This window comes from Pacificispira sp. (assembly GCF_965228185.1).
Lineage (GTDB): Bacteria > Pseudomonadota > Alphaproteobacteria > UBA8366 > Aestuariispiraceae > Pacificispira.
Window position 1 is genome coordinate 405169 of sequence record NZ_CBDDHE010000004.1, and the last position, 16918, is coordinate 422086.

A 16918-nucleotide genomic window follows, 5' to 3' on the forward strand; every position below is an offset into this window, starting at 1 on the left:
TATCCAATGTCTATTGCAGTCAAGGATACCTCCACAAAAGGCGGTTTCACAGGCACGTTCGACCGGATCGCTGCCGATATCCAGGACAATCCCAACAAGGCGATCGCGCGTTTCGAAGTGCAGTCGCGCCAGATCTCGGGTTTGCACAGTGAGGTTGAAGCGCGCGACTATCTGCTGACGGTCGACGAACCGAAAGCGCTGGGCGGCCAGGATCTTGGCCCGAACCCGATCGAACTGGTCCTGGCAGCGATTGCGTCCTGTCAGGAGATCACCTATCGCCTCTATGCCGACAAGCTTGGGATTCCGCTGCGCGGCGTCTCGGCGACGGTTCAGGGCGATATCGATCTGCGCGGCATGTTTGCGGTCGATCCCGGCGCCCGTCCCGGCTTTCGCGGTCTGGATATTCAGGTCGAACTGGACAGCGACGCCCCGGCGGCCGAATTGGACCGATTGAAGCGGACCGTCGATGCCCATTGCCCGGTCCTCGACATCATTCGCAACGCCACGCCCGTCGCAGCGCGGACCCACCGGCAACCGGACGGTGATGAGATTTCGGGAGAATCCCCATTGTTCGCAGGTTTGGCGGGCTAAATGTCGCGTATGCTATCGTCGCTTGTATCTGGGGCGGACATGGTCCGCCCCATTTCTTTTCCACGGTAACTTTACTGTTTTTCCAAGACAGATGCCGGTTTCGGAAACCGTTTGAGTTGGCTATCCTTCCGGCGGGAAGGGATAGCCGCGGAGGTGCGAGGTAGAAACTCGGCCGCTCGGCCGTAAACGTGCGAGAATGGCGCCCGCATGGATTTGGGATCGTATTTTTCAGTTGGCCAAGACGCATCCGCGGCGTTGATGGCCCAATACGACCTGACGCTGGTCGGCACGTCCTATCTCATCGCTGGACTCGCTGGATTCTCCTTCATCCGATTGCTTGTGCACGTCGCAGAACAACCCAACGGCACCGGCCGGACGGTTTGGCAGATCGTTGGGGCGCTTATAATGGGGCTCGGCGTCTGGGCGATGCATTTCGTCGGTATGTTGGCCTATCGACTGCCCATTCCGATCGGGTATGACGCCGCCTTGACTGCGGTATCTGTCGTCCCGGCTATCGGGGGTTCCTTCGTTGCCATGCGCCTGGTCGGGAACCGAACCCATGGCACCAGAGCCCTGCTGTTGGGCTCGATCGCGTTCGGCGGCGGGATTGGTGCAATGCACTATACCGGCATGGCCGCAATGGAGGTCAACGCGATCGTTCGGTACGATATCGTCCTGTTCTGCGCCTCGATTGGCGTCGCCGTTGCGCTTGGTCTCCTGGCATTGTCGATCGCCAAGTGGATCGTCCGACGGGGTGACGAGTTGCAAATCTCCGCCAGCGTTCTGGCGGCAGGTATCGTGGGTTTCGCCGTCGCCGGTATGCATTACACGGCTATGGCTTCCACCCTGTGTTTTGCGTCAACAGTCCCGGATCCGATCTTCCGCGCCTACAATCCCGACATTCTGGCCGCTTTGACCGGGATCGCGACCCTAACCATCCTGGCCGCAGCCGGCGGCGCCCTCGCCTATGACCGGCGGCTCGCCAAGGAAGTCCTGCAGCGGGAGGAAGCTTCGCGCCGCGCAATGGTCAGCGACCGGCGCCTGTCGGAGGCTATGGAGACACTTGCCGACGATTTCGCGATTTTCGACGCGGCCGACCGTCTGGTGTTCTGGAACACTCATTTTCGAGATGCCTATGTTCCCGGCATTTCAGACCCTTCCGGCATGCAGTTCGAGTCGATCATGAGAGATCATCTCAACCGAACTTTCGCGTCCGATCCCGATGTCGATGTCATGGACAGGGCCGGCGAGATCATGGCCCATCACGCGTCGCCCGGTGCACCGTTGATGTGGCAGCCCTTTCCCAAGGAATGGGCCCTGGTCCGGCAACGCCACACATCAGACGGCGGCACGGTATTCCTGTCCACCGACATCACCGACGTGAAGCGTGCCGAGCTTCAGGCGGAACGCGCGAACCGGGCGAAGACGGAGTTTCTTCACAGCATGAGCCACGAATTGCGAACGCCGTTGAACGGCGTCATCGGAATCGCCGAAATGCTGTTGACCGTCGATTCCATCCGGAACGATCCGATCCGCTCAAATGAATACCTCACCGACATCAAGGGCAGCGGCGAGCATCTTCTGACTCTTGTTAGCGACATTTTGGATATGGCCGCAATCGAGCGCGGGTCGCACCAGATGGCTCTGGAGACGTTTGATATCGTCAAGCCGATTTCGGAGATCGCCCGAACGATGCGCAGTGCCCATGGGCCCGACGTGTCGATCGACTTTGATGTTCCCGATGGGCCGGTTCATATCGATGCGGACCGCCGAGCCTTTCGCCAGGTCATTATCAACCTGATCTCGAACGGTATTCAGCATGGTGGCGGCCAAGTAACCATCGCCATTCCATCTGACGATCTTGGCAGTTCGGCTGGGGATCGGTTTACCCGCGTCATTGTCTCGGACAGCGGGCCGGGGATGTCCGTCGATTTGTTGGAAGTCGTCGGCCAGCCCTTCCCACACGCCCATTCTCCCCAGGTTCGCAGCAGTTCCACCGGCTCCGGCTTGGGCCTCGCCATTGTCTCCCAGTTGATGCACCTAAATGCCGGCAAGTTCGAGATTTTCAGCGAGGAAATGGTCGGCACACGCATCGTAACCTCCTGGAAGGCCGCTCGGGTCAACGCCAAAGTCGAACTCGCAGGCGACTGACCGCCCGTTTGCTCGCGAGGCGATTGCCGCATACCCGTCGCGGGACTATTTTGGCCGGACTTTCGTTGACCCTGAGGATGTTTCCATGTCGTATCCGGGCCGCTATCCGGCAACCAGACTCCGCCGCAACCGAGCAAATGACGCCATCCGCGCCCTTACTGCCGAGACTGGCCTGACGACCGACGACCTGATCTGGCCGGTCTTTGTGACGGAAGGGGCCGGTGTCCGGCAGCCGGTGCCCTCCATGCCGGGCGTTGACCGCCTGTCGGTCGACAATGTGGTAGAGGCCGCGCTGGCGGCACAGAAGCTCGGCATTCGTGCCCTGGCGTTGTTTCCTTACACCAATCCCGACTTGCGGGACGATATCGGTAGCGAATCCGTCAATCCGGACAACCTGGTCTGCCGCGCCGTTCGGGCTGTTCGCGCCGCCTGCCCCGACTTGATCCTGATTTGCGACGTCGCATTGGATCCCTATACCAGTCACGGCCATGACGGCCTTATCCGCGATGGGCAAATCATCAATGACGAGACCGTCGATGCCCTGGTGCGCCAAGCCCTGGTTCAGGCCGAAGCGGGATGCGATACCCTGGCCCCATCCGACATGATGGACGGTCGGATCGGCGCCATTCGCGCAGCGCTCGACGATTCCGGACGAACCGACGTCCGGATCATGTCCTATGCCGCCAAATACGCGTCCTGTTTCTACGGTCCCTTCCGGGAGGCGGTCGGGTCTTCTTCGACCCTGATCGGTGACAAGCGCACCTATCAGATGGACCCAGCGAACAGCGACGAGGCGCTTCGGGAAGTGGAAATGGATCTCGCGGAGGGCGCGGATATGGTGATGGTTAAACCTGGGATGCCCTATCTGGATATCGTGCGCCGGGTTAAGGAACGATTTCACGTACCCACTTTCGCCTATCAGGTGTCCGGCGAATACGCCATGCTCAGGACGGCGTTCGACAACGGCATACTCGATCGTCAGCGGGGCATCCTGGAATCGCTTCTGTGTTTCAAACGGGCCGGTGCCGACGGTGTCCTGACCTATTTCGCTATGGATGCCGCAAGAATTTTGAATAAAGGATAAATGCACGTAAATTTTTAATAAAACTTTATGTAAATTTTGTTGATCAAGGAATCCTTTGGCAGTACGCCACTATTAACCAAGTGCGGCTATGCGGCGGCATGTGGAAATTGTGGCGCTCACCGATTGAAAATGATCGGTACATCGTAGCGGCGCCCAAGACCTGACGCCTCGCCGTACTTCACGACTGGTTCGTGTCGCCGGGCAAGAAAGCCCTCCGCGCGAACCCGATATGGAGGCGCGTTATGGCAGAAGTCCCTAAAGACGCCGAGTTCTCCTTTACCCAGATACCGGGAACGCCAATCGCGGCGCGTCAAGGCAATCCACCTGAAACCGTTGTTTCTATGCAAGATCCGACGTTCTTTTCACGGGGCGTCCTGACTCTCCCCATCTCAAAGGACGAGACGGGGCCGGTCCTGATGATCGACAACGATTTGACAATCGGCACGGCGGCAATGACTTACCGGATCGCCGATTTTTGGTCGGCATTCGAAACCGATACGCTTAAGTCGATCGCTTTATCGGACGGCAGCGCCTACGCGCCGATCGATTTTATCGAGACTTTTGCCGGCCCGGGCCTCCTTGAAGAGGTCATTTATTCGATCGACACCTCCTCGGCTGACGACGCTCCCTTTTCCGATTCGGAGGGAGTGCTCGACATGCGCGACCTGACCGAAATGGAAGTTGGGCTTTTGGGCTCCGCTGCGTCGCCGGGGGTGGGGTCCGCACCGATCGTGGACAGTTTTGCGCCTCATGAAACGGGGCTCTCTCTTAATCGTCTGCTTATCGAGAACGACACAGAATTTGGGGGATAAGTGCCCCAGGCCGGACCACCGTTTTGAGTTTGGGCATGTTTACGACGGTTTTTCGGCAGATTTGTTTAAAACTGTGACGATCGTCACTGAGGTTTAAACGTGCGCGTGGCACCTTCAAGGTGCGGTAATGACTGTTTCGCGGATCGGTTCGCGCGTACGGTTGTCAATGGTGGTTCTGCGCCGGGCAGGATTGGCGCGGTATGGAGATTGGTGAAATGGCCGAAATGGATCTCGTCGAACTTCAGGAACTCGTGCTGAATGGCGCGAGCGACAGGCCCCTGCCCGCGCATTTGCTCGACGCGGCAGAGATCGTCGACGTGAATGGCGAAGGCGTCGTCCTTAACGGCACGCTGAAGATCGTGTTCGATCCAGAAACGGCTCAGTTGATTGCGGTGTTCGGCGACGACTTGGCGATTATTACCGAGGACGGTGCTTTCATCCTTCTAAAGGATTTCGTACCCGCCGTTACCGAGGGCCAGTTGAAGGAAGTTGCCCTGCCTGACGGTTCCCTCCAGGACGCACCGGAATTTTTGGAGGAATACGGGCTTGGCTCCGGCCTGGCGGAGGCCTTGGCCGAGATCGAGACGGCGGCGGGCGAAGCCGCGGTCCCCTCCTCCACTACGAACCGGTCCGAGCCGGGCCGTTTTGAGAACGAGGCCCTAAATTCCGGTGATCAATCGGATGGCGCCTCGCCGCTCGGTACGCTTCGGGGCGGCGCCTCCGGAGGCAGCCGCGGCCAATCTCAGAGCGGCAACACGGATCAGTCTGACGGCACAGGCGCCTCCGGCAACCCGACGGGAGACGACGGCGATCTCGGAGATGTTGGTGGCGCGGACGCCGACCTAACGGCGAGTGCGCCGGACCTGTCGGTAACGAACGCCCTTTCAGCGGCCGAAGATGCCGCGATCCCGCTGACCATCGACGCATCCCTGACCGATCTGGATGGGTCCGAGACCTTGGCCATCACCATTTCGGGCCTGCCGGAAGGCTCGCAATTGAGTGCGGGCGTCTACGACGAGGTTTCGGATGCCTGGGTTCTGACCGAGACGGACCTGCCCGGCCTTCTCCTGGTCCCGCCCACGAATTTCAATGGAGCAGTCGATCTCGTCGTCCGCGCGATCGCGGTTGAATCCAACGGCGGCGCCCGCGCGGTGGTCTCCGAAACCATCGCAATCGACATCGACCCGGAAGCCGATGCCCCGATTTTGACGCTGACCGACCCAGCCTCCGGCCTGGAAGACAGCGCCATTGCCCTGGATATCCAGGCCAGCCTGACCGACACAAACGAGACGCTTTCGATCACGATTACCGGTATTCCCGAGGGGGCAACCCTCTCTGCCGGTACGGTCAACGAAGACGGATCCGTCACGCTGACGCCGGATCAGCTGGACGGTCTCACGATCACGCCGGCCGCCAATAGCGCGGACGACTTCACGCTGACGGTGACGGCCACATCGACGGACGGCACGGATACCGCGACCCAGACGGCCGAACTGCCGGTCACCGTGACTGGCGTCGCCGACGATGCGACCCTCGAGACCGCTGCCGCGTCCGGCGATGAAGACAGCGCCATCGCACTCAGCATTGACGTCTCCAATGTGGCGGACGGCGACAGTGCCTCGGTCACGATCTCGGGCATCCCCGCCGGTGCGGAACTCTCCGCCGGGACGGTCAATGAAGACGGCAGCGTCACGCTGACGGTGGATCAGCTCGAAGGTCTGACGATCACCCCTGCTTCGAACAGCGATGCGGACTTCACGCTGACGGTGGCGGTGACGACGACGGATGCCGACAGCGGCGACACGGCGACGGTCACCGAGACGCTCGCGGTCACGGTCGATGCCGTGGCGGATACGCCGTCTCTCACGGTCGATGCGGCCTCGGGCAGCGAGGACAGCGCGATTGCGCTCGACATCACCTCGGCACTGACCGATCAGGATGGGTCCGAGACCCTCTCGATCACCATTACCGGTATTCCGGAGGGCGCGACCCTCTCGGCCGGGACTGTGAACGAGGACGGCTCCGTCACGCTGACGCCGGATCAGCTCGACGGTCTCACGATCACGCCGACCGCCAATAGCGCGGACGATTTCACGCTGACGGTCACGGCGACCTCGACCGACGGCACCGACACGGCGACGGAGACCGCCGAACTGCCGGTGACGGTCACGGGCGTCGCCGACGATGCCACCCTCGAGACCGCTGCCGCGTCCGGCGATGAAGACAGCGCCATCGCACTCAGCATTGACGTCACCAATGTGGCGGAAGGCGACAGCGCCTCGGTCACGATCTCCGGCATCCCCGCCGGTGCGGAACTCTCCGCCGGGACGGTGAATGAGGATGGATCCGTCACCCTGACGCCGGATCAGCTCGACGGCCTGACCATCACCCCTGCTTCGAACAGCGATGCGGACTTCACGCTGACGGTGGCGGTGACGACGACGGATGCCGATAGCGGCGACACGGCGACGGTCACCGAGACGCTCGCGGTTACGGTCGATGCCGTGGCGGACACGCCCTCCCTCACGGTCGATGCGGCTTCCGGATCCGAAGACAGTGCGATTGCGCTCGACATCACCTCGGCACTGACCGACCAGGATGGGTCGGAGACCCTCTCGATCACCATTACCGGCATTCCGGAGGGCGCGACCCTCTCTGCCGGTACGGTCAATGAGGACGGGTCCGTCACCCTGACGCCGGATCAGCTCGACGGTCTCACGATCACGCCGGCCGCCAATAGCGCGGATGACTTCACGCTGACGGTCACGGCGACCTCGACCGACGGCACCGATACCGAGACACAGACCGCGGAGCTGCCGGTCACGGTGACCGGTGTGGCCGACGATGCTGACCTGGCCACTTCCGCCGCGTCCGGCGATGAGGACAGCGCCATCGCGCTCAGCATTGACGTCACCAATGTGGCAGATGGCGACACCGCCTCGGTAACGATCTCGGGTATTCCGACGGGTGCCGAACTCTCCGCCGGGACGGTAAACGAGGACGGCAGCGTCACGCTGACGGTCGATCAGCTCGAAGGTCTGACGATCACGCCGCCTGCGAACAGCGATGCGGATTTCACGCTGACGGTGGCGGTGACGACGACGGATGCCGACAGCGGCGATACGGCGACGGTCACCGAGACGCTCTCGGTCACGGTCGATGCGGTGGCGGACACGCCCTCCCTCACGGTCGACGCGGCTACCGGTTCCGAGGACAGCGCCATTGCCCTCGACATCACCTCGGCGCTGACCGACCAGGATGGCTCGGAGACCCTCTCGATCACGATTACCGGTATTCCGGAGGGCGCGACCCTGTCTGCCGGGACGGTCAATGAGGACGGGTCCGTCACGCTGACGCCGGATCAGCTCGACGGGCTGACCGTCACCCCGGCGGCCAATAGCGCGGACGACTTCACGCTGACGGTGACGGCGACCTCGACCGACGGCACCGATACCGCGGCGCAGACGGCGGAACTGCCTGTGACGGTCACGGGCGTGGCCGACGATGCTGACCTGGCCACGTCTGCCGCATCGGGCGATGAGGACAGCGCCATTGCACTGAGCATCGATGTATCGGGCGTCAATGAAGGCGATACGGCTTCCGTGACCATCTCGGGCATTCCGACGGGTGCGGAACTTTCGGCCGGGACGGTGAACGAGGACGGCAGCGTCACGCTGACGGTGGATCAGCTCGAAGGTCTGACCATCACCCCTGCTTCGAACAGCGATGCGGATTTCACGCTGACGGTGGCGGTGACGACGACGGATGCCGATAGCGGCGATACGGCGACGGTCACCGAGACGCTGGCAGTCACGGTCGATGCCGTGGCGGACACGCCCTCCCTCACGGTCGATGCGGCTGCCGGGTCCGAGGACAGTGCGATTGCGCTCGACATCACCTCGGCGCTGACCGACCAGGATGGGTCGGAGACCCTCTCGATCACGATTACCGGTATTCCCGAGGGGGCAACCCTCTCGGCCGGTACGGTCAACGAAGACGGCAGCGTCACCCTGACGCCAGATCAGCTCGACGGTCTCACGATCACGCCGGCCGCCAACAGCGCGCACGATTTCACGCTGACGGTGACTGCGACCTCGACCGACGGTACCGACACGGCTACCCAGACTGCGGAACTGCCGGTCACCGTGACCGGTGTGGCGGATGAAGCCGACCTGGCCACCTCCGCCGCGTCCGGCGATGAAGACAGCGCCATCGCGCTCGACATCGATGTGTCGGGCGTCAACGCGGGCGATACGGCTTCCGTGACCATCTCCGGCATCCCCGCCGGTGCGGAACTCTCCGCCGGGACGGTGAACGAGGACGGCAGCGTCACCCTAACGGTGGACCAGCTCGAAGGTCTGACCATCACCCCTGCTTCGAACAGTGCAGATGACTTCACGCTGACGGTGGCGGTGACGACGACGGATGCCGACAGCGGCGACACGGCGACGGTCACCGAGACGCTCTCGGTCACGGTCGATGCCGTGGCGGACACGCCCTCCCTCACGGTCGATTCAGCTTCCGGATCCGAAGACAGTGCCATTGCCCTCGACATCACCTCGGCACTGACCGACCAGGACGGCTCGGAGACCCTCTCGATCACCATTACCGGTATTCCGGACGGGGCGACCCTCTCGGCCGGTACGGTGAATGAGGACGGCTCCGTCACCCTGACGCCGGATCAGCTCGACGGTCTCACGATCACGCCGGCTGCCAACAGTGCGGATGACTTCACGCTGACGGTCACCGCGACCTCGACCGATGGCACGGATACCGCGACCCAGACCGCGGAGCTGCCGGTCACGGTGACCGGTGTGGCCGACGATGCCACCCTCGAGACCGCTGCTGCATCCGGCGATGAAGACAGCGCCATTGCCCTCGACATCGATGTGTCGGACGTCAACGCGGGCGATACGGCTTCCGTGACCATCTCGGGCATCCCCGCTGGTGCGGAACTCTCTGCCGGGACGGTGAACGAGGACGGCAGCGTCACCCTGACGGTGGATCAGCTCGAAGGGCTGACCATCACCCCGCCTGCGAACAGCGATGCGGACTTCACGCTGACGGTGGCAGTGACGACGACGGATGCGGATAGCGGCGACACGGCGACGGTCACCGAGACGCTCGCGGTCACGGTCGATGCCGTGGCGGACACGCCCTCCCTCACCGTTGATGCGGCCTCGGGCAGCGAGGACAGCGCAATCGCCCTCGACATCACCTCGGCACTGACCGACCAGGACGGGTCCGAGACCCTCTCGATCACCATTACCGGCATTCCGGAGGGTGCGACCCTCTCGGCCGGTACGGTCAACGAAGATGGATCCGTCACGCTGACGCCGGATCAGCTGGACGGGCTGACCATCACCCCGGCCGCCAATAGCGCGGACGACTTTACGCTGACGGTCACGGCGACCACGACCGACGGCACGGATACCGCGACCCAGACCGCGGAACTGCCGGTCACCGTGACTGGCGTCGCCGACGATGCCACCCTCGAGACCACCGCCGCGTCCGGCGATGAAGACAGCGCGATCGCGCTCAGCATTGACGTCTCCAATGTGGCGGACGGCGACACCGCCTCGGTCACGATCTCGGGTATTCCGGCGGGCGCGGAACTCTCCGCCGGGACGGTGAACGAGGATGGCAGTGTCACCCTGACGGTGGATCAGCTCGAAGGTCTGACCATCACGCCGCCTTCGAACAGCGATGCGGATTTCACGCTGACGGTGGCGGTGACGACGACGGATGCCGATAGCGGCGATACGGCGACGGTCACCGAGACGCTCGCGGTCACGGTCGATGCCGTGGCGGATACGCCTTCCCTCACGGTCGACGCGGCTTCCGGATCCGAAGACAGTGCGATTGCGCTCGACATCACCTCGGCACTGACCGACCAGGATGGGTCGGAGACCCTCTCGATCACCATTACCGGCATTCCGGACGGCGCGACCCTCTCTGCCGGTACGGTCAATGAGGACGGGTCCGTCACCCTGACGCCGGATCAGCTCGACGGTCTCACGATCACCCCGGCCACCAACAGCGCGGACGATTTCACGCTGACGGTCACGGCGACTTCAACGGACGGCACCGACACGGCGACGCAGACCGCGGAGCTGCCGGTCACGGTGACCGGTGTGGCCGACGATGCTGACCTGGCCACATCTGCTGCGTCCGGCGACGAAGACAGCGCCATTGCGCTGAGCATTGACGTCACCAATGTGGCGGATGGTGACAGCGCTTCTGTGACCATCTCGGGCATTCCCGCCGGCGCTGAACTCTCCGCCGGGACGGTGCATGAGGATGGATCCGTCACCCTGACGGTGGACCAGCTCGAAGGGCTGACCATCACCCCGCCTGCGAACAGCGATGCGGATTTCACGCTGACGGTGGCGGTCACCACGACGGATGCCGACAGCGGCGATACGGCGACGGTCACCGAGACGCTCGCAGTCACGGTCGATGCCGTGGCGGACACGCCTTCCCTCACGGTCGATGCGGCTTCCGGCAGCGAAGACAGTGCGATTGCGCTCGACATCACCTCGGCACTGACCGACCAGGACGGGTCCGAGACCCTCTCGATCACCATTACCGACATTCCGGACGGCGCGACCCTGTCTGCCGGGACGGTCAATGAAGACGGCTCCGTCACCCTGACGCCGGACCAGCTCGACGGCCTGACCATCACCCCGGCCGCCAACAGCGCGGACGACTTCACCCTAACGGTCACGGCCACATCGACGGACGGCACGGATACCGCGACGCAGACGGCGGAGCTGCCGGTGACGGTCACCGGCGTCGCCGACGATGCCACCCTCGAGACCGCTGCTGCATCCGGCGATGAAGACAGCGCCATTGCCCTCGACATCGATGTGTCGGGCGTCAACGCGGGCGACAGCGCGTCGGTCACGATCTCGGGTATTCCGACGGGTGCGGAACTTTCGGCCGGGACGGTAAACGAGGATGGCAGCGTCACCCTGAGTGTCGATCAGCTCGAAGGGCTGACCATCACGCCTGCTGCGAACAGCGATGCGGACTTCACGCTGACGGTGGCGGTGACGACGACGGATGCCGATAGCGGCGATACGGCGACGGTCACCGAGACGCTCGCGGTCACGGTCGATGCCGTGGCGGACACGCCCTCCCTCACGGTCGATGCGGCCTCGGGCAGCGAAGACAGTGCGATCGCGCTCGATATCACTTCGGCACTCACCGACCAGGACGGGTCCGAGACCCTCTCGATCACCATTACCGACATTCCGGACGGCGCGACCCTGTCTGCCGGGACGGTCAACGAAGACGGATCCGTCACGCTGACGCCGGATCAGCTGGACGGTCTCACGATCACGCCGGCCGCCAATAGCGCGGACGACTTCACGCTGACGGTGACGGCCACATCGACGGACGGCACGGATACCGCGACCCAGACGGCCGAACTGCCGGTCACCGTGACTGGCGTCGCCGACGATGCGACCCTCGAGACCGCTGCCGCGTCCGGCGATGAAGACAGCGCCATCGCACTCAGCATTGACGTCTCCAATGTGGCGGACGGCGACAGTGCCTCGGTCACGATCTCGGGCATCCCCGCCGGTGCGGAACTCTCCGCCGGGACGGTCAATGAAGACGGCAGCGTCACGCTGACGGTGGATCAGCTCGAAGGTCTGACGATCACCCCTGCTTCGAACAGCGATGCGGACTTCACGCTGACGGTGGCGGTGACGACGACGGATGCCGACAGCGGCGACACGGCGACGGTCACCGAGACGCTCGCGGTCACGGTCGATGCCGTGGCGGATACGCCGTCTCTCACGGTCGATGCGGCCTCGGGCAGCGAGGACAGCGCGATTGCGCTCGACATCACCTCGGCACTGACCGATCAGGATGGGTCCGAGACCCTCTCGATCACCATTACCGGTATTCCGGAGGGCGCGACCCTCTCGGCCGGGACTGTGAACGAGGACGGCTCCGTCACGCTGACGCCGGATCAGCTCGACGGTCTCACGATCACGCCGACCGCCAATAGCGCGGACGATTTCACGCTGACGGTCACGGCGACCTCGACCGACGGCACCGACACGGCGACGGAGACCGCCGAACTGCCGGTGACGGTCACGGGCGTCGCCGACGATGCCACCCTCGAGACCGCTGCCGCGTCCGGCGATGAAGACAGCGCCATCGCACTCAGCATTGACGTCACCAATGTGGCGGAAGGCGACAGCGCCTCGGTCACGATCTCCGGCATCCCCGCCGGTGCGGAACTCTCCGCCGGGACGGTGAATGAGGATGGATCCGTCACCCTGACGCCGGATCAGCTCGACGGCCTGACCATCACCCCTGCTTCGAACAGCGATGCGGACTTCACGCTGACGGTGGCGGTGACGACGACGGATGCCGATAGCGGCGACACGGCGACGGTCACCGAGACGCTCGCGGTTACGGTCGATGCCGTGGCGGACACGCCCTCCCTCACGGTCGATGCGGCTTCCGGATCCGAAGACAGTGCGATTGCGCTCGACATCACCTCGGCACTGACCGACCAGGATGGGTCGGAGACCCTCTCGATCACCATTACCGGCATTCCGGAGGGCGCGACCCTCTCTGCCGGTACGGTCAATGAGGACGGGTCCGTCACCCTGACGCCGGATCAGCTCGACGGTCTCACGATCACGCCGGCCGCCAATAGCGCGGATGACTTCACGCTGACGGTCACGGCGACCTCGACCGACGGCACCGATACCGAGACACAGACCGCGGAGCTGCCGGTCACGGTGACCGGTGTGGCCGACGATGCTGACCTGGCCACTTCCGCCGCGTCCGGCGATGAGGACAGCGCCATCGCGCTCAGCATTGACGTCACCAATGTGGCAGATGGCGACACCGCCTCGGTAACGATCTCGGGTATTCCGACGGGTGCCGAACTCTCCGCCGGGACGGTAAACGAGGACGGCAGCGTCACGCTGACGGTCGATCAGCTCGAAGGTCTGACGATCACGCCGCCTGCGAACAGCGATGCGGATTTCACGCTGACGGTGGCGGTGACGACGACGGATGCCGACAGCGGCGATACGGCGACGGTCACCGAGACGCTCTCGGTCACGGTCGATGCGGTGGCGGACACGCCCTCCCTCACGGTCGACGCGGCTACCGGTTCCGAGGACAGCGCCATTGCCCTCGACATCACCTCGGCGCTGACCGACCAGGATGGCTCGGAGACCCTCTCGATCACGATTACCGGTATTCCGGAGGGCGCGACCCTGTCTGCCGGGACGGTCAATGAGGACGGGTCCGTCACGCTGACGCCGGATCAGCTCGACGGGCTGACCGTCACCCCGGCGGCCAATAGCGCGGACGACTTCACGCTGACGGTGACGGCGACCTCGACCGACGGCACCGATACCGCGGCGCAGACGGCGGAACTGCCTGTGACGGTCACGGGCGTGGCCGACGATGCTGACCTGGCCACGTCTGCCGCATCGGGCGATGAGGACAGCGCCATTGCACTGAGCATCGATGTATCGGGCGTCAATGAAGGCGATACGGCTTCCGTGACCATCTCGGGCATTCCGACGGGTGCGGAACTTTCGGCCGGGACGGTGAACGAGGACGGCAGCGTCACGCTGACGGTGGATCAGCTCGAAGGTCTGACCATCACCCCTGCTTCGAACAGCGATGCGGATTTCACGCTGACGGTGGCGGTGACGACGACGGATGCCGATAGCGGCGATACGGCGACGGTCACCGAGACGCTGGCAGTCACGGTCGATGCCGTGGCGGACACGCCCTCCCTCACGGTCGATGCGGCTGCCGGGTCCGAGGACAGTGCGATTGCGCTCGACATCACCTCGGCGCTGACCGACCAGGATGGGTCGGAGACCCTCTCGATCACGATTACCGGTATTCCCGAGGGGGCAACCCTCTCGGCCGGTACGGTCAACGAAGACGGCAGCGTCACCCTGACGCCAGATCAGCTCGACGGTCTCACGATCACGCCGGCCGCCAACAGCGCGCACGATTTCACGCTGACGGTGACTGCGACCTCGACCGACGGTACCGACACGGCTACCCAGACTGCGGAACTGCCGGTCACCGTGACCGGTGTGGCGGATGAAGCCGACCTGGCCACCTCCGCCGCGTCCGGCGATGAAGACAGCGCCATCGCGCTCGACATCGATGTGTCGGGCGTCAACGCGGGCGATACGGCTTCCGTGACCATCTCCGGCATCCCCGCCGGTGCGGAACTCTCCGCCGGGACGGTGAACGAGGACGGCAGCGTCACCCTAACGGTGGACCAGCTCGAAGGTCTGACCATCACCCCTGCTTCGAACAGTGCAGATGACTTCACGCTGACGGTGGCGGTGACGACGACGGATGCCGACAGCGGCGACACGGCGACGGTCACCGAGACGCTCTCGGTCACGGTCGATGCCGTGGCGGACACGCCCTCCCTCACGGTCGATTCAGCTTCCGGATCCGAAGACAGTGCCATTGCCCTCGACATCACCTCGGCACTGACCGACCAGGACGGCTCGGAGACCCTCTCGATCACCATTACCGGTATTCCGGACGGGGCGACCCTCTCGGCCGGTACGGTGAATGAGGACGGCTCCGTCACCCTGACGCCGGATCAGCTCGACGGTCTCACGATCACGCCGGCTGCCAACAGTGCGGATGACTTCACGCTGACGGTCACCGCGACCTCGACCGATGGCACGGATACCGCGACCCAGACCGCGGAGCTGCCGGTCACGGTGACCGGTGTGGCCGACGATGCCACCCTCGAGACCGCTGCTGCATCCGGCGATGAAGACAGCGCCATTGCCCTCGACATCGATGTGTCGGACGTCAACGCGGGCGATACGGCTTCCGTGACCATCTCGGGCATCCCCGCTGGTGCGGAACTCTCTGCCGGGACGGTGAACGAGGACGGCAGCGTCACCCTGACGGTGGATCAGCTCGAAGGGCTGACCATCACCCCGCCTGCGAACAGCGATGCGGACTTCACGCTGACGGTGGCAGTGACGACGACGGATGCGGATAGCGGCGACACGGCGACGGTCACCGAGACGCTCGCGGTCACGGTCGATGCCGTGGCGGACACGCCCTCCCTCACCGTTGATGCGGCCTCGGGCAGCGAGGACAGCGCAATCGCCCTCGACATCACCTCGGCACTGACCGACCAGGACGGGTCCGAGACCCTCTCGATCACCATTACCGGCATTCCGGAGGGTGCGACCCTCTCGGCCGGTACGGTCAACGAAGATGGATCCGTCACGCTGACGCCGGATCAGCTGGACGGGCTGACCATCACCCCGGCCGCCAATAGCGCGGACGACTTTACGCTGACGGTCACGGCGACCACGACCGACGGCACGGATACCGCGACCCAGACCGCGGAACTGCCGGTCACCGTGACTGGCGTCGCCGACGATGCCACCCTCGAGACCACCGCCGCGTCCGGCGATGAAGACAGCGCGATCGCGCTCAGCATTGACGTCTCCAATGTGGCGGACGGCGACACCGCCTCGGTCACGATCTCGGGTATTCCGGCGGGCGCGGAACTCTCCGCCGGGACGGTGAACGAGGATGGCAGTGTCACCCTGACGGTGGATCAGCTCGAAGGTCTGACCATCACGCCGCCTTCGAACAGCGATGCGGATTTCACGCTGACGGTGGCGGTGACGACGACGGATGCCGATAGCGGCGATACGGCGACGGTCACCGAGACGCTCGCGGTCACGGTCGATGCCGTGGCGGATACGCCTTCCCTCACGGTCGACGCGGCTTCCGGATCCGAAGACAGTGCGATTGCGCTCGACATCACCTCGGCACTGACCGACCAGGATGGGTCGGAGACCCTCTCGATCACCATTACCGGCATTCCGGACGGCGCGACCCTCTCTGCCGGTACGGTCAATGAGGACGGGTCCGTCACCCTGACGCCGGATCAGCTCGACGGTCTCACGATCACCCCGGCCACCAACAGCGCGGACGATTTCACGCTGACGGTCACGGCGACTTCAACGGACGGCACCGACACGGCGACGCAGACCGCGGAGCTGCCGGTCACGGTGACCGGTGTGGCCGACGATGCTGACCTGGCCACATCTGCTGCGTCCGGCGACGAAGACAGCGCCATTGCGCTGAGCATTGACGTCACCAATGTGGCGGATGGTGACAGCGCTTCTGTGACCATCTCGGGCATTCCCGCCGGCGCTGAACTCTCCGCCGGGACGGTGCATGAGGATGGATCCGTCACCCTGACGGTGGACCAGCTCGAAGGGCT

Annotated in this window: 5 protein-coding genes; all 5 read left to right on the forward strand. The window is 64.0% G+C overall.

Going from position 1 to position 16918, the window contains the following annotated elements; translation table 11 throughout:
* Positions 1-6 precede the first annotated feature (6 nt).
* The gene (locus ACO06O_RS10210; RefSeq protein ID WP_421879084.1) at positions 7-591 is read left to right on the forward strand and encodes an OsmC family protein; all 585 of its coding nucleotides are present in this window, start codon (positions 7-9) and stop codon (positions 589-591) included.
* 258 nt (positions 592-849) lie between these two features.
* On the forward strand, positions 850-2742 hold the full coding sequence (locus tag ACO06O_RS10215; RefSeq protein ID WP_421879086.1) for an MHYT domain-containing protein: 1893 nt from the start codon (positions 850-852) through the stop codon (positions 2740-2742).
* A gap of 85 nt (positions 2743-2827) precedes the next feature.
* Positions 2828-3826: a porphobilinogen synthase gene (hemB, locus tag ACO06O_RS10220; RefSeq protein ID WP_421879088.1), complete on the forward strand. Its 999-nt coding sequence runs from the start codon at positions 2828-2830 to the stop codon at positions 3824-3826.
* Positions 3827-4068: 242 nt separating this feature from the next.
* Positions 4069-4638 carry a hypothetical protein gene (locus tag ACO06O_RS10225; RefSeq protein ID WP_421879090.1) on the forward strand — a complete coding sequence of 190 codons (570 nt, stop codon included), beginning with the start codon at positions 4069-4071 and terminating at the stop codon, positions 4636-4638.
* Between the two features lie 200 nt (positions 4639-4838).
* Positions 4839-16918 (forward strand): calcium-binding protein (locus ACO06O_RS10230; protein WP_421879093.1); only part of this gene is annotated, 12080 nt, incomplete at its 3' end.